Below are 18,674 nucleotides of genomic sequence, written 5' to 3' on the forward strand. Positions count from 1 at the left end.
TATTGGCGCCTTCCACTGAAGTATAGGTTGGCCTGCGCAGTTGGTTAGACTCTTTGACTATGGATTCCCTCACACATAGGGCGTTTTTATTACCATTTGGCACCTTAATCCACGAAAAAGGCGTCAGAACAGATCCAGCTGGTCATCCACCAAACGATCAAAACGTTCACCAAACACGCCCAGAATGGCGTCGGCAACCGGGCGCAATTGGCGCTCGAGGTAATGCGCGTAATCCAACGGCGACTGCTGCCGGGACAGGGGCTCGGGACCATTCACCGTGATCAGGTATTCGACCCAATCACCCCGCTTGGGGGGCTCTGGCAATTTGAGTGCGGCCTGCACGTGCGGCGGCCGATTGCGGGTGTAGTCCGTCAAGCGGCGTCGAAGGCGTTTGCGATACACCAATTGCGCATCCAATTCGCCGGCCCGCAAGGCCGCCACCTGATCCAGCAGCCAGCGCTTCCAGCTCAGGCCTTCGAATAGCCGCCAGTACAATTCCCGTTGAAAATCGCGCGCCAACCGGGTCCAGTCTGTGCGCACAGCCTCCAGCCCTTTAAAAATCAGCTCACGTCCTTTTTCGCCCGACACGATGCCGGCATAACGCTTTTTACTGCCGGTTTCAGCGCCCCGGATGGTGGGCATAAAAAACTTTTCGAAATGGGTTTCAAACTCAATTTCCAGCGCGCTCGTCAACGCCAGTTCCGCGTCGAGTTTTTCTCGCCACCAGTGGTTTAAGCCGGCGGCCAGCGCCGTGCCGGTTGCGCGCGCGTCCTCGCCCTTGTCGATATCAGCCAACCAGACAAATAAAGAGTCCGTATCACCATAGATGACCTGGTAACCCTGGTCTTCAATCCAATCGCGCGATTGCCGGATGATGTCATGCCCGCGCAAGGTAATGGAACTGCACACGCGCGGGTCGAAAAACCGGCACCCCTCTGAACCCAGCACCCCGTAAAACGAATTCATGAGAATTTTTATCGCCTGCGACAAAGGCGCATCGCCGCGTTGCTTGGCCTGGTCGCGGGCATTCCAGAGATGCGCAATCAGGTCAGGCAGTATGTGCCCCTCGCGGGAGAATGTGGCGCCATTGAAGCCCGGTACCGTCGCGTCGGCCTGTTGCGCGCGCGCTAACCAATAGCCGCAAGGATCAATCAGAAAAGTCCGGATAATAGAGGGGTACAGGCTTTTGAAATCCAGCACCAGTACGTTGTCATAGATACCCGGCACAGATTCCATGACATAGCCACCGGGGCTGACGATATCGGATTCCAGCTCGCCCAGGTTTGGCGCAATGTAACCAGCACGATGCAGCCTGGGCAGATAGGAAAATTCGAATGCGGCCACCGAACCACCCACGCGATCCAGCGGCAAGCCCGTGAGCCGCGCCCGCGCCAGCACGAATTCGAGCAAATGGGCGCGAGCAAAAATATCGGCGACCAGCTTACAATCCTGTAGGTTGTAGCGAGCCAGCGCCACCTTATCGTGTTGAAATAACCGGCTGATTTCACCCCCGCGATCGGTACCGGAAATCAGCTTGGCGTCTCCGAGCAACTGCCCCGATACATGGTTCAGGCTGAAGGATTCAAACTGGTAACTGGCGGCTTTCAGCCAATCGATGCCATCGAGCGCCACCCGACCCGGGATGTGTATGTAGCGTCGCTCAGACTCCGCATCTTCCCGCCAGCGAGGCTCGGCCCCTTGGCGCCCAAGCGAGAATTTCAGTTTTTGCGCCTGGCAGAATTGCGCCAGCATCCACAGGTCGAAGCCCACCAGATTCCAGCCGATGAGGATATCCGGATCGAGCAAGCGCAGCGCGCGCAGGAATTTGTCCAGGCAATCCCGCTGATCCCGGCAACTGATCAGTTCAAATTCGGTTTGCTCCGGGCAGTCGCCCACCATGTAGACCCGCGCAACATCGCAGCCATAGATACCGATGGAAAATAATTGTTTGCCATCCATGGACGTTTCAATGTCCAGCGACAGAGAACGCAGGGCTATGTCCTGCACCGGCGCCGGCAGCAATTTGCGTACAGGCAGACGTTCGCGCCCTGCGCTGGCACTGTGCCATTGCACATCGGCGGTGATGAATCGCTCCATGAGATACCGGTCGGGCGGGCGGATATCCGTTTCCCATAGGGCAATACCGGCCGCCTCGGCAAGTGATTCGATTTCGCGCTGGGTGCGCAAGTCATGGCAATAGAGCGCGTTAACCGGGCGCGCATCCCTGTTGCAGAGTTCAACCGGCTGCTGACGCCAATCGGGAAGATGGCCGATCAACTCACTCAGGCGGGACAGGTCGTCGCGGTCAAAAAAACACACGCTTTGCTCGCCGCTGACGACCAATAAACGCGCGCCTTCCGGTGTTGCCACCCAGAATTCCAGCGTGAGGCCTGTACGGCCTTCACGCCAGTCACGGGTGAGAAGGAAACCCTGTTGCACCCATTAACCCTGGGCCAGGAGCTCCCGCAAATCAATGATTGCGGCGTTGGCGCGGGAAATGTAATTCGCCATTACCAGTGAGTGGTTGGCGAGCATACCAAAGCCGGAGCCATTCAGGATCATGGGGCTACCGAGAGGCTCCTGCGTCGCTTCCAGCTCACGAATGATTTGCTGCAAACTGACGCGGGCATTTTTCTTTTCCAGCACGTCGGCGAAATCCACCTCGGCAGCTTTGAGCAAATGCAGCAGTGCCCAGCTGGTACCGCGCGCCTCGTAAAAGACATCGTCGATTTCCCACCAGGAGGTTTTGACCACCAGCTCTGCCGGCACCGCGGTGGATTGAACCGCAGCCGCATCACCGGCCAAATCCGTATTCACCCGGACCCGCTCCACACTGGCTGACAAACGCTGGGACAAGCTGCCCAAGCGGGATTCGACCGTGCGCAACCAGTAATTGAGATTATCTGCACGAGCATAAAACTGCGCTTCACGATCGTTTGGATCCGTCAGGCGCGTGAGATACGACTCTAATCGTTTGATGCCGGCAGCGTATTCGTTCTCAGACGACGGCAACATCCAGCTGCGATGATCGAAATTAAAACGGGGCTCCGCCAGTGCGAGATCTTTGTCCTCACGGGACTGCGATTGCGACCGACTCAGGGCTTCGCGCATGGCCTTGCTCATGTCGCGCACCTGCACCAATACGCCAAATTCCCAATTGGGAATATTGTCCATCCACACCGAGGGCGGCATAAGGTCATTGCTGAGATAGCCGCCGGGTTTGGTCAGCAGCGTATCGGCAATATGAATCAGCGTGGCGGTGGTTACCGCGCCCACCACCGGCTCCGCTGACTGTGCAGGCACTCGTTCAGCGGCAACCTGTTGTACTGAAAAGGGCGCCGGCTCGGTATCCCAGATGATCGCCAGCACCACCAACGGCAATGCCAGCGCGACCAGCGCGATCAACACCCAGCGCCAGTGCGATTGCCGGGTAAAATCCTCTTTCACATCCGCGCTGTAATCAGACATGCTGCGCTTGTTTTTCAACCAGAAGCGTTTAAGCCGATTCCACGCCATTGCGAGAAGCTCCCTATTAACCTTTGAACACTAGTGTTGATGGTGGTGATGATGATCAGCGCCGCGGGCCGAACGCACGTCGGCGGTGGCTGCAACTTTTTCGCCGGAGGCAAATCTGAATTCAGTCGCGACCGTCTGGCCCGCTCGCAATGGCGCCGCCAACCGGAACAGCATCACGTGATACCCGCCGGGTGCCAACTCTACCGTTTGGCCTGCAGGAATCACCACCTGCTCCAATCTGCGCATGCGCATCATGCCGCCATCGTCCTGACTGGCATGCAATTCGGTTTTATCGGCACCCTGGACGGCCACAGAAACCAACGTGACATCTTTTTTGCCGGTGTTTTTCACACTGGCAAACAGTGCCGAACTGGATGTACCCGGAATGGATTCCCTCGCCCAGCTGTCGCTGATCACTACGTCCGCAAAACTCATGGACGAGACCAATAACGCCGCAGGCAAGGCCAGACCCGCCAATAACTTTACCGATAGCGGCTCGCAAAACGCCATTATTTTCATGCTGCACTCCTTATTATCAGCCCTGTTCATCAACGGGCAAATCCTCAGCCGGATGGCCCAGCAGGTATCCCATGCCACCGTCCAGTCCCAACGCGGTAATCTGCTGCCACTCGGCGGCCGTTTCCACGCCCTCGGCCAGCACCATCATATCGCAACTGTGTGCGATTTGAGCCAAGGACTTAACAAAGAACTGGTTTTCCTGACTGGCGTCAATCGCGCGAATGAAGCTGCGATCAATCTTCAAGCTGTATAGCGCAAGCGATTGCAGATAGTTGAACGCTTTACCCGCCTGACCAAAGTGGTCGAGCGCTACCCTGACGCCCTGGGCCTGCACCCGCGCCAACAAATCTGTCAGTTCACTGCGATGATTTACCATCACCTGCTCGCTGACCTCCAGAATCAACCGCTCCGCTATAGCCGGGTGCTGACCCAGAAAGTGTGACAACCACAAACCAAAACCGGTATCGGCCACCGTGCTGGGCGATAAGTTCACACACAAATCACATTCCGGTACGGGCAACACCTGCGCCAACTTTTGTAACACACACCGATCCAATTTGGGCGCCAGACCAAAGCGCTCGACCAGCGGCAGTACTCTACCCGCACTTTGTAACTGGCCATCCACCGGTATACGTACCAGCACCTCTGCATGCAGCAACGATTGCGAGGCATCACACACCGGCTGGTAATGCAGCACCAGACCGCCGGCATCCAGTAACCGGCCCAGTAATTGCTGCCATTCGTTTGCGGGGCGTCCAGCCGAGCCCGAGGGCTCTGCCATCATCCATGCCGGTCGGCGCTGATGCTGAGCACGGCGCAGGGCTTCGTCCGCATTGGCCAGTAACTGGCTGTCCAGCGTCACCGCCGGCACATGCACGGCACCGATGGCGGCGGGAATACTGCCCTCGGGCCAGGCAATTTGTTGCAACGCCTGCGCAAGCCCGGCGCACAGCGATTCCGTCTGTTCACGCTCAATGGCAGGCACAAAAATACAAAAATCCGCACCACCTCGACGAGACACAATTGCACCCGGCCAACGCTCTACCATCGGTACCAACAGCGCGGCCACCTGCTTTAAAAGTAAGTCGCCCGCTTCACGGCCCTGCAACTGGTTGTAGGTCTGCATGTCACTGATTTGCAATAACAACAGTGCACCTTCGCCGCCACCGCGTTCGGATTGAATGAAGGATTCCAGGCGCGCATCAAAATCCACCCGGTTTGACAGGCCGGTCACAGCATCCTGATGCGACGCCCGGTGCAGCGATTCGGTCAGCTCCAGTTGCTCGCGGAACATATCGCGGATTTTCACCACCATGCGATTCATGGCCAGCACCATGCGCCGCAATTCGCGCGTGCGCGGCAAGGTGGCCTGCTCGGTGAACTCACGCCGGCAAATGGCTTCCGCCTGGCGCTCCACCTGGCGCAGCGGCCGCAACAAAAAGTGCAGGGCAATGCCCGCAAGCCCGTAGGCAAGTACTGCAGTGAACATAAACAGCCACAACTGCTCATTGAATACCCGCCACAAGTCGCGATACGCCAGGCCGGTGTGCGCACTCACTTTGAGTTCACCCAAACGGAACCAACCGCTGATGACCTCCGACTTACCGGCGGGCTCGGGGATTTCAATCAGATCGATGAACCACGCCGGTACGCCGTCAGCTTCCAATTGCTGATTGCGCTCCACCAGTACCTGCCCGTTCAGATCGAGATAGACGATCTCGCGGTAGTAGCCGCGATCAAAAATCACATCGATCATCGAGCCCACCAGGACCAGATCCTTATCCTGTGCCGCCTGGGAAATCGAAAAACCCAGGGCTGTTGCCGTGTCCTGTGCGTGGACCTGCATCTGCTCGTAAAAATAGCTGCGGGCATTGAACACGCTGACCACGAGGTTGCCCGCGAGCAACACGATAACCAGACAGGTGATAGCAAAAATTAACTGACGTAACAGGCTCACCGGCGCTCCCGGACTGACTGTGGATTTTGCCCTGACTATAGCATGAGCGGCGATGACCACCGCCAGTGGTTATCCGGCCGATGCGACCGGCGCAAGCTGTTGCGGGACTGGCACCACCACGATCCGCGGTCTGGGCGACAAGCCGGTGGTTGCGCTGAACTGGAACTGGGGCTGAGCCTGCTTGAGCTGTTGATAGACCCAGCGGGCCTCGGCGTCTGTGCGAGCGTAGATCACAATGCGCTCCTTGTGCCTGACCAGCTGGGACGCCAACCCTTGCAATTGAGCCACCAAACCGGGGTCGCGCGATGACAAGGCATCCACCGGTAGCGGCAACTCATTCAGCGCGGCGCCGGCCAGCACCAACTGCTCCTGCTGTGCCAGCGCCTGGCGCAGTGCGATTGCCTCCGGATTCTGTGGATCTACGCGCAATAATCGGCGCAGGTACCGTTGCGCGCGCTTGTAGTCACCTTCGGACAGGGCGGCATTGGCAAGCGCAAGGTAGCGCCGGCAGATCATACTCAAGCCACGACGGGCATGGGGGTTTTCAGGGTCCAGCACCAATGCGCCGCGGTACAGCTCGAACGCACTGTTGCGCAAAGGCACGGTCAGGTGGTCGCGCGCCAACGCCTCGTCCGCCGCCGCCAGGTATTCCAACAGCTGGTTTTCCGGCTCAACCGCAGAGGGCTCGAAAGGTGCCGGCCGCTGCAACTGGGTCAGCTGCGTCAATTGCGGCACGCAGCCAGACAGAAACACCAGCAGCGCTGTAACAATCCACACCCGCGGCCGATCAGACCATCGGGAGGTGGCGCCCGCTGACAAGATGACAGCTGCGGGCGACGATTTTTGAGTTAATGGAACACGTTGAAGCACTGACCAATCCGACAAAACCACTGCCAAAGCGACAAAACGCCACGGGAAGCACACAGCTGACCAGAGGCAGGTGCTATCCTTGACCTCTTTTCTGCCCGACCCACCCGGGCATCCACATAGACATTTGTACCGGTGAACGACACTATCCCTATGCTCGCACTCATTACCCGCACGATTCACAGGGGCGCACAGTGTGCCAAAAGCCACCCACTCGCGCCAGTTTCAATACTGCTGACCCTGCTGCTTACGTTGGCGATGGCGCCCGCCCAGGCCCAGTTCACCACTGACGGGCTCGGCAGCGAACCCGAGTTCCTGCCCGTAGAAGAAGCCTACCAGGCTGTGCCGCTGGTGACGGGGCAGCAATTATCGCTGGAGTGGCGCATAAGCCCCGGCTATTACTTGTACCGGGAGCGCTTCAACCTCCAGGCGGCCCAAGGCGGTCAAACCATCCCGCTGAGTACCCAGTGGCCCGCCGGCAAACACAAATATGACGAGTACTTCGAGAAAGAACTCGAGGTGTATTACTCCGGTGTGATGCTGGAATTAGCCGGCGCCTTGGATCTGACGCAGGATTTCGAGCTCCTGACCCAATCCCAGGGCTGCGCCGACGCCGGCCTGTGCTACCCACCGCGCAATCAACGCTTCCTGTTCGACGCCAGCACCGGCCAATTCACCGAAGTGGCCGTACAACTACCCGTTGCTGCCGAATCCGCGCCAGCGGCATCAATCCCGACTCCGGCGCCCGAAGGCAGCTGGGCATTTGCCCTGCTGGCCGCTTTGTTGGGTGGCGCCATCCTCAACCTCATGCCCTGTGTGTTCCCGGTGCTGTCGATCAAGGCGCTCTCGCTGGCCGCCAGTGGTGAGGACGCCCGCCACCGGCAAATGCATGGCTGGGCCTACACGCTGGGGGTTGTGCTCAGCTTTGTCGCCATTGCAGCCGCCTTGCTGCTGGTGCGTGCCGGCGGCGAAGCGGTGGGCTGGGGCTTTCAGCTGCAGACACCGGGTCTGATACTGGCACTGGTCTATCTGTTCTTTATTCTGGGCCTGGCACTGCTGGGCGCAATCGAAATTGGCTCCGGCCTTGCCAATCTGGGCAGCGGTTTGGCCAGCAAAGGCGGACTCAAGGGTTCTTTCTTTACCGGTGGTCTCGCCACCCTGGTGGCCAGCCCGTGTACGGCGCCGTTTATGGGTACCGCGCTGGGCTACGCCATGACCCAACCCGCCTATGTCAGCCTGACCGTGTTCGCCGCCCTGGGTACCGGCATGGCATTGCCGTTTCTGGCTTTGTGCTACTTACCCAACCTGCACCAATGGCTGCCAAAACCCGGCGCCTGGATGGAAACCTTTAAGGAAATTCTGGCCTTCCCTCTGCTGCTGACCGCCATCTGGTTGCTGTGGGTGTTGGGACGTCAGACCAGCACGGATCAACTGGCGCTGGCACTGTGTGGCCTGGTGGCACTCGGGTTTGCGTTGTGGGCGTGGAAACGCCGGCACTGGCTGGGCCGGGCCTTCGCCGTCGCCGCCGTGGCAAGCGCGGTAATCCTGCCGTTGGCAGACGCCGACAGCCCCGACATCTGGACAGCCTATGACAAAGACAGCTTCAGCCAACTGCGCCAGAGCGGCCAGCCGTTGTTCGTGAATGTCACCGCCGACTGGTGCCTGACCTGCCTGGCCAACGAAAAACTGGTGTTCAGCCAGCAGGACGTGATGATTGAAGTGGCTGACGCGGATTTGCTGTTAGTGAAAGCTGACTGGACCAAATACAATGCCGATATCACTGCACTGCTGGCGCAATACCAACGCAATGGCGTGCCGCTCTACCTGATGTTCCCCGCAGATCCGGCGGCCAAACCCGAGATTTTGCCGCAGCTGCTGACGCCCGAAATCTTTACCGACGCACTTTACCGCGCGATAGAGACAAATTAAGCGAAATTGAACACCAAAGCCTGCAAGTTTTTAAATCTTGCGGGCTTTGGCTGTCAAACTGCAGCCACTTTCGCCAAACATGTCGCCTTCTGCCCACTTCCAGACAACCAAATCCCAAATAAAACAAGCGTTTTGATGCTAACTTCTGCGAACTGGTAGCGATTAGGTAAGAATTCACGGTTTTCACCTGCAACCCGTGGACAAGGAGTCACAAATGGGGCACACTCGCCCTTCATTTTCGGCTCCCGACCCTTTTGCCGACGTTCGTTGCACGATCGCGGCCAGATCAGGGAATCGGGTCATTTTGAATCAACCAGGTGACGAAATTCTCCGGCATGGCGACAATTCTTGTACTGCACGGCCCAAATCTGAATTTACTCGGCACCCGCGAGCCTGGCGTGTACGGCAGCACCACGCTGACCGACATCAACCAGCGCCTGACCGAACGCTGTCTGCGCGACGGCCATCACCTGCAAGCCCTGCAAAGCAACGCCGAATATGAACTGATCGACCGCATTCACGACGCCAAGCGCGAGGATGTGGATTTCATTCTGATCAACCCCGCTGCGTTTACCCATACCAGCATCGCGCTGCGCGATGCGTTATTGGCGGTCGCGATCCCCTTTATCGAAGTGCACCTGTCAAATGTGCACGCGCGTGAACCATTCAGACACCACTCCTACTTTTCCGATGTGGCGGTGGGTGTCATCTGTGGGCTGGGAGCCCAGGGATATGAGCTGGCATTGGAAGCCGCACTTCAGAAACTGGCCTGAAAACCAATTCCTATTAACAGGCAATAACACAAAGTGAGAGTGTGATGGATATTCGCAAAATCAAAAAGTTGATTGAGCTCCTTGAAGAATCCGACATCGGCGAAATTGAAATTAAAGAGGGTGAAGAATCAGTGCGCATCAGCCGTGGCTCCAGCCACCAGCCGGTGATGCCCGTGCAATACGCCGCTGCGCCTGCCGCAGCACCGGCCGCTGCACCTGCCCCTGTTGCGGCAGCCGCCGCACCGGAAGCCGCCGCCGCGCCGGCCACCAGTGGTCACGCAGTGAAATCACCCATGGTGGGCACCTTCTACCGCTCCCCCAGCCCGGGCTCACCGGCGTTTGTGGAAGTGGGCAAACAAGTGAAAGCCGGCGACGTCATCTGCATTATCGAAGCCATGAAGATGATGAACCAGATTGAGGCCGACAAGGCTGGTGTAATTGAGGCGATACTGGTAGAAGACGGCGAGCCCGTCGAGTTTGATCAACCCCTCGTCACCATCGTTTAACTGACGGCTGCCGACAGGAGTTGACCTCATGTTTGATAAAGTACTGATTGCAAACCGCGGCGAGATTGCGCTGCGGGTTTTGCGCGCGTGTAAAGAGCTCGGCATCAAAACCGTGGCCGTGCACTCGCAAATTGACCGCGACCTGAAGCACGTGCGCCTGGCCGACGAAACCGTGTGTATCGGTCCCAACCCGTCGCCCAAAAGCTACCTGAATATCCCGGCCATTATTTCCGCCATGGAAATCACCGATTCGGTGGCAGTACACCCCGGTTACGGCTTCCTGGCCGAAAATGCCGACTTTGCTGAACAGGTGCAGCGCAGCGGGTTTGTTTTCATTGGCCCCGACCCGGACGTGATTCGCCTGATGGGCGATAAAGTCTCTGCCATCGCGGCAATGAAAAAAGCCGGTGTACCCACCGTGCCCGGCTCGGACGGCCCGCTGCCGGATGACCGCGAGCGCTGTCAGGAAATCGCCAAACGCATTGGTTACCCGGTGATCATCAAGGCCGCTGCCGGCGGTGGTGGTCGCGGCATGCGTGTGGTGCATACCGAAGCGGCGCTGATCAACGCCATTCAGCTGACCAAATCCGAAGCCAAGAACGCGTTTGGCGACGATACCGTGTACATGGAAAAATTCCTCACCAACCCACGCCACGTGGAAGTGCAGGTCATGTCTGACGGTCAGGGCAATGCCGTGCACCTGTACGATCGCGATTGCTCTTTGCAGCGCCGTCACCAGAAAGTACTGGAAGAAGCACCGGCACCCGGCATTCCCGATGCTGTGCGCGAGGCCTGCTACGCATCCTGCGTAAAAGCCTGTATTGATATTGGCTATAAAGGCGCCGGCACTTTTGAGTTCCTGTACGAAGATGAACGTTTCTACTTCATCGAAATGAACACCCGCATCCAGGTGGAGCACCCGGTCACCGAAATGGTTACCGGCATCGACCTGATTAAAGAGCAAATCAGTGTGTGTGCGGGCAACAAATTGTCGATCAAGCAGGAAGACATCGTGCTCAAAGGCCACGCCTTTGAATGCCGCATCAATGCAGAAGATCCGAAAACGTTCATGCCCTGTCCGGGCAAGATCAACACTTTCCACAGCCCCGGCGGGCTGGGCATCCGGGTCGACTCGCACATTTACGGCGGCTACAGCGTGCCCCCGAATTACGACTCCATGATCGCCAAGGTGATCAGCTACGGAGACGACCGGGAAATCGCGCTCAAACGCATGCGCAACGCACTGGATGAAATCGTGGTGGACGGTATCCGGACCAACATCCCTCTGCAGAAGGAGCTGGTGCGCGATGCTGGCTTCGCGAAAGGGGGCGTTAACATCCACTACCTCGAGAAAAAGCTCGAAGCCAACAAGTGATACCAAAGCCCGCATCTGCGGGCTTTTTTGTCTTTGCCCCGGGCATTTTTGGGGTGTGGCGCCGCCTTATCCGTCTTTAACCTGACACAATAAACGGAGTATCCCATGTCCCGGACATTTTTCGCCTGGGTCCTGCTCATTTGCACCAGCCTCGGTGCCCATGCAGCCACACTGGACCCATCCAAGGACTACCACAGCCAGTCCAACCCCCATCAGATTAAGGTGACCCATTTCGCATTGGACCTGAATGTGGATTTCAAAAAGCGCGAGCTGGCAGGTCATGTGGTTTATGACTTCGAGCGCAAAGACCGCAATGCCCGCGAACTGCTTCTGGATACCCGGGACATCACCGTCATCGCCACCAGCGTGCGCGTAGACGGCAAATGGCAGAAAACCGGCTTCAAACTGGAAGCCGCCGACCCCGCACTGGGCAGCGCGCTGCGCATTGCCGTGCCGGAGAAAGCCGAACAGGTCAAAGTCCAGTATCGCACCAGCCCGGCCGCGTCCGGCCTGCAATGGCTCCAGCCCGAGCAAACTGCCAGTAAAAAGCACCCGTTCCTGTTCACCCAGGCACAGGCGATTCACGCCCGCAGCTTTATCCCGTCCCAGGATACGCCCCAGGTGCGCACCACCTACGACGCAATCCTGCGCACGCCCAAAAACCTGCGCGCGGTCATGAGTGCCGAAAACACGCCCAATGCGGCCAAAACCGGCACCTATCAGTTTCACATGCCGCAGGCCATTCCCTCCTACCTGATCGCACTGGCAGTGGGCGATCTTGACTTCAAAGCCATGGGCGACCGCACCGGGGTCTATGCCGAGCCGGCTCTGTTAGATGCCGCTGTGGCCGAGTTTGAAGACACCGAATCCATGCTCATTGCCACCGAAAAAGCCTACGGCCCCTACAGCTGGGGGCGCTATGACCTGCTGATTCTGCCGCCGAGTTTTCCATTCGGCGGCATGGAAAATCCGCGCCTGAGCTTCATCACCCCCACGGTGATTGCCGGCGACAAAAGCCTGGTCAGCCTGATTGCGCACGAATTGGCGCACTCCTGGTCGGGCAACACCGTCACCAACGCCACCTGGCGCGACCTGTGGCTGAACGAAGGCCACACCACCTACCTGACCTACCGGATCATGGAGATCATCTACGGCACCGACCGGTTCAATATGGAATCGGTGCTCGGCTATCAGGACCTGACCGCCGACCTGGCCGATCTACCGGCGAATTACCAACACCTGGCCATCGACCTGCGTGGCAAGGATCCGGACGACGCCTTCAGCGATGTGCCCTATGAAAAAGGCGCGCTGTTTCTGAAAGAAATTGAACAGCGCATCGGCCGCGCCGCGTTCGACGCTTATCTGAAACAGTATTTCGCCGACTACGCGTTTAAAAGCCTGTCCACCGAAGACTGGCTCGCCTACGCGCAAACGCACCTGATTGCCAAACACCCGTCGGCCTTGTCCCTGGATCGCTTCAAGGCCTGGATCTATGCGCCGGGCCTGCCTGCCGATCACCCGCTGGCCGAATCCGATGCGTTCACAAAGATCGATCGCATCCACACCGACTGGCTTGCCGGCGCGATCCCGGCCACCGCCATCGACACCAAAGGCTGGACTGTGCATCAGTGGCTCTACTTCCTGAACAATTTGCCAGAACAACTCAGCCCGGAGCAAATGAGCGCGCTGGACAGCGCCTTTAATCTGACCGCCAGCACCAACAATGAAATCGCTCACAGCTGGTTGCTCATGGCCATCCGCAACCAGTACCAGCCCGCCTACGCCCGGCTGGAAACCTATCTGGTCAGCATTGGCCGGCGCAAGCTGATCACACCGCTCTATCGCGCCCTGATGGAATCCCAACAAGGGCAGGCATTCGCGCGCAAGGTTTACGCCGAAGCCCGTCCGGGCTATCACCCGCTGGCCCAGGGCACCATGGACGCCATCGTCAACGCAAAATAATCGCTCTGCCATCCGGTGGTCTGCGCGACCACCGGATGCCGCGCACTAAGTTGAAAAACTTTCACGCGCCCAATCCGGCAACCGGTCTCTGAATCGTTATACTGACCGCCCAACCCGGAGCCCACTATGAATCACCCCCTGTTCGAGCAACGCCAACAGCATTCAGAAACCCGTGTGGTCAAGGCGATCTTTCCCGGCACCACCAACCACCACGACACCCTGTTTGGTGGCCAGGCGCTGGCCTGGATGGATGAGGTCGCGTTTATCAGCGCCACGCGCTTTTGTCGCAAACCGCTGGTCACCGTATCCAGCGACCGCATTGATTTCAAAGAACCCATTCCCGCCGGCACTTTTGCCGAACTCGTGGCCCGCGTGGTTGGCGTGGGGCGCACCAGCCTGACCGTGCGCGTGGATATTTATTTGGAGTCCATGTATTCCGACGGCCAGCACCTGGCCATCAGTGGTGAATTCAAATTTGTCGCCATTGGCACCGATAAAAAACCGGTACCGGTGTTTGACCAATGATCAAGCCGCACCAACAGCCAGCGAGTAACAGCCTGTGCCCCCTGTGCCAGCGCGACAACCACTGCGCGCTCGCCCGGGGCCATGCACCGGACAGCTGCTGGTGTATGCACACCGCCGTGGATGCGACTCAACAGTCACGCGCGCAGGCCATCGATCCCGCCCGTTGCGTGTGTCCATACTGCGCTGCGCCCACAAAGGGTGCAAAGCGCTGAAAGCCGCAAAAAACCTGCACCAGCAGAGCGCAGCCCGTTGGCGACACTTTTTCTGTGCCGGGCCAGGCCGAAATATTTAGCCCAAAAACTTAAAAAAAAATTTCATTTATTGCTAAGAATCGCGCCTTTTTTAATTCCTATAAATTTGGCACGGGCAATGCAATATCCCCGGTGTAGTCAGTTAGTTTCGATTTATTTTTTACTACCGAGGGTCTGATCATGAAAGTACGCACACTTGCCACCACGCTGTTGATGACATTTGCAGCCAGCGCAACTTTTGCTGCCACTTGTGACAACGCCGCATTGCCAGCAATGCCCGGCATTCCAGCCGCTGACGAGCGCAGCTTTGAGTCCATGCTGGCCGCGCAAAACGACGTAAAAACTTACGTCACTGCCAGCAAAGAATACCTGAAGTGCGTTCGTTCAAGCAGCCGCCACAACGCATTGGTTGACCAGATTTATGCGGTCGCCGACGAATACAACACTGCGCTGGCAGAATTCCAGGCCAGCACCCGATAATTTTGCAACACGCGCTGAATCACCACGCCGCCCGGCTGTGTTTCAGATGAATACGATCGCCTGTTTGCAGGACAGGCCGTTCGATGGGATTACAGTTTTCATTGCTCTCCTGCTGTCTTTATGACAGAACCGGCGCAACAATTCCAAAAGGCTTACTGGCTTTTGGAATTGTCCGCCGGACTTTTTTTGTCAGCGTTTACTCTATAAATCAATGCACAGCCGTGCGCCATTGACCACCGAACACCACACTCAACAACGCCTGACCGCGCGCCTCCAACCGACGCATCCGCGCTGCGTTCTCCTGCGTCATGGGTTTTGCACACACATCCATCAGGTGCGCGCGGGCACACAGTGCTGCGGCTTGTGCTTCGTGCCAGAAACCTAACTCGGTCAGTGTATGTGCATGGTATTCGGCCGTATCCAGTAATCGCTCGGCATCAAAACCGGACACCAGGCCCATACCCCCATCGTTGGCGCGGATACGGACAATGTCCCAGGCCGACCCGAAAAAACTGCGCGCACGGGCCCAGTCCCGCACTAAAAATGCCTGCTGTCCCTGACTGAACGCGCCCACCCAAAGCGCCTGCGCCAGCGCAACCGAGCGCGCCACCTGCGCGCGATGATGCCCACACAAATAAACCATGCCAACCTCTTATTGATAACGATTATCATTTGCAATATAACATACGCAATGACTCATCCCATGGCAAGTGGAGGCACCCAAGATGGTACGGAAATCTCAACAAGCACCCCTGTTGGTGGCGGTAACGCCGGAGACATTGCGCCAGTTGCTGGCCGAAGGAAGGCTGGGGGCCGCGGATGTGCGTTGCTGCAACGCGCAACAACGCCAGTTGATCAAACGCTGGTGTCTGGAGAATCTGCGAGCGCGGTTGTGCTGATGGCCGCAAGCAGTTGCTGTTCGATGGCGCCCCAATCCAGTGCCTCCGGATTGAGGATCTCCACCCGTGAGTCCAGGCAGTCGTCCATGGATTGCTGACGCAATACACGATCCACCATATTAAAGCCCAGTACATCATCCGGGGTGATCATGACCGCCTTCAGGCGTTCACACGCGATACCTGAAAACAGCGCCCAGAGCCGGTCCGGATCAAAGCAGAGCTCGGGTTTAAAGGCCCAGCCGGCGCTGTGCCAGCCGCCCGAACGCCGGCTGCGGAACAGGAAACCCCGTGCGTTGTAGACCGGATTCAGCGTTAAAAGCGGCAAGGTCGAAGCCGGCACGACCGCACCGGTGGCGTCGGACTCCGCCGCCGGCCCCACCAGCCACGCCAGCTGCCCGGCCCCCTCGTGTACCGGCGACCAGGGTTTATGCCGCCACTCATGCTGGTGCAGGTATTGTTCAAACAGCATCAGGTGTTGCGGCTCATAGGTGTCGGCCTTGGCAGCCAGCACCCGGTCGGCCACCGCAATCTGCTGGTTGAATAGCGGGTTTGACCGGTAGCGGCTGTCGGTGAGCTTACGCGCATCCACCAGAGTCAGGGTGGCGCACACCGCCAGCAGGTTTGCCATATGAGGGGCACGCAGCTGCGCCAGGATCTCGTGCGGATGGCCAAGCCCGGTGGGTTCGATGATCAGCCGATCGGGCTTGGCGCGCCCGATCAGCTGATTCAGCGCAATCTGAAAGGGCAGCCCATTGGCACAACACAAACAGCCGCCCGGCACTTCTCTGACCACGACGTCGTTCGCGCCATTAGCCAGCAGCGCACCATCAATGCCGATATCGCCAAACTCATTGACCAGCACCGCCCAGCGCTCACCCGCCGGGCGTTGACGCAGCAAAGACTGTATCAGCGTGGTTTTACCAGCGCCCAGAAAGCCGGTAATGACATTGACCTTGACCATGGTGCCCCCAATCAAAAGAAGCCGCACCCTACACCAATTGGTTGCCGCCGGTATAGGGATCATCGAACGGTGCTACCCTTGGAAGGTCATTTTTAATGTTCATAAACTGGGGGTAAGATGCCTCCCATCCGTCTGGTGCCGCAGATACTGCCAGGCGCAGTCCACTTTGACCTTTCAGGAGAGTTTCATGTCTCGCAACGTTACCGTCGCCGCCACCCAGATGGCCTGTTCCTGGGATCGCGATGCCAATATCGCCAATGGCGAAAAGCTGGTGCGTCAGGCCCATGCCGCCGGCGCCCAGATTATTTTGCTGCAGGAGCTGTTTGAGACCCCCTACTTCTGCCAGAAGCCCAATGCCGATTACACCCAGTTGGCCACCGAACTCGCCGACAACCCGGCCATCAAGCATTTTCAGGCCATCGCCAAAGAACTGGCCGTCGTACTGCCCATTTCCTATTTCGAACGCGCAGGCCGCGCGCGCTACAACTCCATCGTGGTGATCGACGCCGATGGCAGCATTCTGGGTAACTACCGCAAGAGCCACATTCCCGATGGCCCCGGCTACCACGAGAAGTACTACTTCAATCCGGGCGATACCGGCTTCAAAGTCTGGAACACCCGCTACGCCAAAATCGGCATCGGCATTTGCTGGGACCAGTGGTTCCCGGAATGTGCGCGCAGCATGGCACTCATGGGTGCGGAACTGTTGTTCTATCCGACCGCCATCGGTTCAGAACCCCACGACCCCAACATCACCTCGCGCGACCACTGGCAGCGGGTACAGCAAGGCCATGCCGGCGCCAATCTGATGCCGCTGATCGCCTCCAACCGCATTGGCCGCGAGGACCAGGAGGATTACCACATCACTTTCTACGGCTCGTCATTTATTGCCAACCAGTTCGGCGAAAAGGTGCAGGAACTGGACGAGACCAGCGAAGGCATTCTGGTACAAAGTTTTGATCTGGACGCGCTGGAAAAAATCCGCACCGCCTGGGGCGTATTCCGCGATCGCCGGCCGGCACTGTATCGCGCCATTAACACCCTGGATGGCAGCCTGGAGTCCTGATGATGAGCACGCCACGCGCCGACGGCTTTGCCATGCCCGCCGAATGGGCACCCCAGAAACAGGCCTGGATGATCTGGCCCGAGCGCACCGATAACTGGCGCCTCGGCGCCAAGCCCGCGCAAGCGGCGTTTATGGCGGTGATGCGGGCAATCGCTCAGTACCAGCCACTGACTGTGGGCGTTTCGCACGCCCAGTTTGAAAACGCCAGTGAGCAACTGGCTGGCATCGCCAATATCCGCGTGGTGGAAATCAGCAACAACGACGCCTGGGTGCGCGACACCGGCCCGACCTTTGTACGCAACAGCGCCGGCGAAGTACGGGCGGTGGACTGGCGCTTCAATGCCTGGGGCGGGCTTAATGGTGGCCTGTATTTCCCTTGGGATAAAGACGATGCGGTTGCGCGCAAGATCGCACAAATCGAGAACACCGCGCGTTACCGCACCGACGAGTTCGTGCTGGAAGGCGGCTCCATCCATGTGGACGGAGAGGGTACCCTGATCACCACCGAGGAATGCCTGCTCAATGCCAACCGCAATCCGCACCTGACGCGCGAGCAGATTGAAGCCTACCTGGCAGATTATCTTTCAGTGGAAAAAGTCATCTGGTTGCCCGACGGTCTGTACAACGATGAAACCGATGGGCACGTGGACAACTTCTGTTGTTTCGTGGCGCCTGGCGAGGTGCTGTTGTGCTGGACCGATGATGAGACCGATCCCAACTATGAACGCTGCCAGCGCGCTTTTCAGGTACTCGAAGCCAGTACCGATGCCCGCGGCCGGTCGTTCAAAATACACAAAATGCCAATTCCCGGCCCGCTGTTCGCGACTGAGGAAGAGTGTGCAGGAGTTGATCGCGTTGCCGGCACGCAACCGCGCGACCCATCCATCCGGTTGGCGGGGTCCTACGTGAACTTTCTGATCATTAACGGCGCCATCATTGCGCCCAGTTTTGATGACGCCAAGGATCGCGCGGCCGCGTCACTGCTGTCCGATTGCTTCCCCGGACGCGACATAGTGATGGTCCCCGGACGGGAAATTCTGCTGGGCGGCGGCAATATCCACTGTATTACGCAGCAGCAGCCCGCCTGA

General features: G+C 58.3%; 18 protein-coding genes. 11 read left to right on the forward strand and 7 right to left on the reverse strand.

Features of this window, described 5'->3' with window-relative positions; translation table 11 throughout:
• Positions 1-123: 123 nt before the first annotated feature.
• From M5M_RS09390 to M5M_RS09410, 5 genes are all read right to left on the reverse strand, one after another.
• Entirely contained in the window at positions 124-2,439 is a 2,316-nt protein-coding gene (locus M5M_RS09390; RefSeq protein ID WP_015047249.1) for a DNA polymerase II, read from the reverse strand.
• Between the two features lie 3 nt (positions 2,440-2,442).
• Positions 2,443-3,468: a DUF2333 family protein gene (locus M5M_RS09395; RefSeq protein ID WP_211217030.1), complete on the reverse strand. Its 1,026-nt coding sequence runs from the start codon at positions 3,466-3,468 to the stop codon at positions 2,443-2,445.
• 78 nt (positions 3,469-3,546) lie between these two features.
• The gene (locus M5M_RS09400; RefSeq protein ID WP_015047251.1) at positions 3,547-4,035 is read right to left on the reverse strand and encodes a copper chaperone PCu(A)C; all 489 of its coding nucleotides are present in this window, start codon (positions 4,033-4,035) and stop codon (positions 3,547-3,549) included.
• A gap of 16 nt (positions 4,036-4,051) precedes the next feature.
• On the reverse strand, positions 4,052-5,992 hold the full coding sequence (locus M5M_RS09405) for an EAL domain-containing protein (protein WP_015047252.1): 1,941 nt from the start codon (positions 5,990-5,992) through the stop codon (positions 4,052-4,054).
• A 69-nt stretch (positions 5,993-6,061) separates the two neighbouring features.
• Positions 6,062-6,769 (reverse strand): tetratricopeptide repeat protein, encoded by a 708-nt coding sequence (locus M5M_RS09410; protein WP_024330282.1) that lies wholly within the window; start codon positions 6,767-6,769, stop codon positions 6,062-6,064.
• Positions 6,770-6,994: 225 nt separating this feature from the next.
• On the opposite strand from M5M_RS09410, the gene M5M_RS09415 reads away from it, so the two are divergent.
• The 8 genes from M5M_RS09415 to M5M_RS09445 all read left to right on the forward strand — a co-directional run bounded on the left by M5M_RS09415 (position 6,995) and on the right by M5M_RS09445 (position 14,660).
• Complete coding sequence (locus tag M5M_RS09415) at positions 6,995-8,788, forward strand: protein-disulfide reductase DsbD family protein (protein ID WP_244431071.1); 1,794 nt, start codon at positions 6,995-6,997, stop codon at positions 8,786-8,788.
• Between the two features lie 335 nt (positions 8,789-9,123).
• Positions 9,124-9,561, forward strand: a complete 438-nt coding sequence (aroQ, locus tag M5M_RS09420; protein WP_015047255.1) for a type II 3-dehydroquinate dehydratase — start codon at positions 9,124-9,126, stop codon at positions 9,559-9,561.
• 44 nt (positions 9,562-9,605) lie between these two features.
• Entirely contained in the window at positions 9,606-10,067 is a 462-nt protein-coding gene (gene accB / locus M5M_RS09425; protein ID WP_015047256.1) for an acetyl-CoA carboxylase biotin carboxyl carrier protein, read from the forward strand.
• Between the two features lie 28 nt (positions 10,068-10,095).
• A complete protein-coding gene (accC, locus tag M5M_RS09430; RefSeq protein WP_015047257.1) occupies positions 10,096-11,442 on the forward strand; it encodes an acetyl-CoA carboxylase biotin carboxylase subunit in 1,347 nt (448 codons plus the stop codon).
• 105 nt (positions 11,443-11,547) lie between these two features.
• Entirely contained in the window at positions 11,548-13,404 is a 1,857-nt protein-coding gene (locus M5M_RS09435; RefSeq protein WP_015047258.1) for a M1 family metallopeptidase, read from the forward strand.
• Between the two features lie 126 nt (positions 13,405-13,530).
• Positions 13,531-13,929, forward strand: coding sequence for an acyl-CoA thioesterase (locus tag M5M_RS09440; RefSeq protein WP_015047259.1), 399 nt, complete (start codon positions 13,531-13,533; stop codon positions 13,927-13,929).
• On the forward strand, positions 13,926-14,141 hold the full coding sequence (locus tag M5M_RS19880; RefSeq protein WP_015047260.1) for a cysteine-rich CWC family protein: 216 nt from the start codon (positions 13,926-13,928) through the stop codon (positions 14,139-14,141). The genes M5M_RS09440 and M5M_RS19880 overlap by 4 nt, the downstream gene beginning before the upstream one ends.
• 219 nt (positions 14,142-14,360) lie before the next feature.
• Positions 14,361-14,660: a hypothetical protein gene (locus M5M_RS09445; protein WP_015047261.1), complete on the forward strand. Its 300-nt coding sequence runs from the start codon at positions 14,361-14,363 to the stop codon at positions 14,658-14,660.
• 208 nt (positions 14,661-14,868) lie between these two features.
• Here M5M_RS09445 and M5M_RS09450 read toward each other — a convergent pair whose 3' ends face one another.
• The gene (locus M5M_RS09450; RefSeq protein ID WP_015047262.1) at positions 14,869-15,303 is read right to left on the reverse strand and encodes a hypothetical protein; all 435 of its coding nucleotides are present in this window, start codon (positions 15,301-15,303) and stop codon (positions 14,869-14,871) included.
• A gap of 82 nt (positions 15,304-15,385) precedes the next feature.
• Here M5M_RS09450 and M5M_RS20330 point away from each other — a divergent pair, with 82 nt between their 5' ends.
• A complete protein-coding gene (locus M5M_RS20330; RefSeq protein WP_016389325.1) occupies positions 15,386-15,559 on the forward strand; it encodes a hypothetical protein in 174 nt (57 codons plus the stop codon).
• Here M5M_RS20330 and M5M_RS09455 read toward each other — a convergent pair.
• Positions 15,516-16,520 carry a CobW family GTP-binding protein gene (locus tag M5M_RS09455; protein ID WP_016389326.1) on the reverse strand — a complete coding sequence of 335 codons (1,005 nt, stop codon included), beginning with the start codon at positions 16,518-16,520 and terminating at the stop codon, positions 15,516-15,518. The two genes, M5M_RS20330 and M5M_RS09455, sit on opposite strands and share 44 nt — an antisense overlap.
• A gap of 187 nt (positions 16,521-16,707) precedes the next feature.
• Here M5M_RS09455 and aguB point away from each other — a divergent pair, with 187 nt between their 5' ends.
• Together aguB and aguA are read left to right on the forward strand one after the other, a co-directional pair.
• Complete coding sequence (gene aguB, locus M5M_RS09460) at positions 16,708-17,586, forward strand: N-carbamoylputrescine amidase (protein WP_015047264.1); 879 nt, start codon at positions 16,708-16,710, stop codon at positions 17,584-17,586.
• Positions 17,586-18,674 (forward strand): agmatine deiminase, encoded by a 1,089-nt coding sequence (gene aguA, locus M5M_RS09465; protein WP_015047265.1) that lies wholly within the window; start codon positions 17,586-17,588, stop codon positions 18,672-18,674. The genes aguB and aguA overlap by 1 nt, the downstream gene beginning before the upstream one ends.

Source organism: Simiduia agarivorans SA1 = DSM 21679, assembly GCF_000305785.2.
GTDB lineage: Bacteria > Pseudomonadota > Gammaproteobacteria > Pseudomonadales > Cellvibrionaceae > Simiduia > Simiduia agarivorans.

What these genes read in the sequence shown, in the direction of transcription:
- M5M_RS09395 (WP_211217030.1), bottom strand. Translation starts at nt 3,468, where the DNA reads ATGTCTGATTACAGCGCGGATGTGAAAGAGGATTTTACCCGGCAATCG.
- M5M_RS09400 (WP_015047251.1), bottom strand. Translation starts at nt 4,035, where the DNA reads ATGAAAATAATGGCGTTTTGCGAGCCGCTATCGGTAAAGTTATTGGCG.
- aroQ (WP_015047255.1), top strand. Translation starts at nt 9,124, where the DNA reads ATGGCGACAATTCTTGTACTGCACGGCCCAAATCTGAATTTACTCGGC.
- accB (WP_015047256.1), top strand. Translation starts at nt 9,606, where the DNA reads ATGGATATTCGCAAAATCAAAAAGTTGATTGAGCTCCTTGAAGAATCC.
- accC (WP_015047257.1), top strand. Translation starts at nt 10,096, where the DNA reads ATGTTTGATAAAGTACTGATTGCAAACCGCGGCGAGATTGCGCTGCGG.
- M5M_RS09435 (WP_015047258.1), top strand. Translation starts at nt 11,548, where the DNA reads ATGTCCCGGACATTTTTCGCCTGGGTCCTGCTCATTTGCACCAGCCTC.
- M5M_RS09440 (WP_015047259.1), top strand. Translation starts at nt 13,531, where the DNA reads ATGAATCACCCCCTGTTCGAGCAACGCCAACAGCATTCAGAAACCCGT.
- M5M_RS19880 (WP_015047260.1), top strand. Translation starts at nt 13,926, where the DNA reads ATGATCAAGCCGCACCAACAGCCAGCGAGTAACAGCCTGTGCCCCCTG.
- M5M_RS09445 (WP_015047261.1), top strand. Translation starts at nt 14,361, where the DNA reads ATGAAAGTACGCACACTTGCCACCACGCTGTTGATGACATTTGCAGCC.
- M5M_RS09450 (WP_015047262.1), bottom strand. Translation starts at nt 15,303, where the DNA reads ATGGTTTATTTGTGTGGGCATCATCGCGCGCAGGTGGCGCGCTCGGTT.
- M5M_RS20330 (WP_016389325.1), top strand. Translation starts at nt 15,386, where the DNA reads ATGGTACGGAAATCTCAACAAGCACCCCTGTTGGTGGCGGTAACGCCG.
- M5M_RS09455 (WP_016389326.1), bottom strand. Translation starts at nt 16,520, where the DNA reads ATGGTCAAGGTCAATGTCATTACCGGCTTTCTGGGCGCTGGTAAAACC.
- aguB (WP_015047264.1), top strand. Translation starts at nt 16,708, where the DNA reads ATGTCTCGCAACGTTACCGTCGCCGCCACCCAGATGGCCTGTTCCTGG.
- aguA (WP_015047265.1), top strand. Translation starts at nt 17,586, where the DNA reads ATGATGAGCACGCCACGCGCCGACGGCTTTGCCATGCCCGCCGAATGG.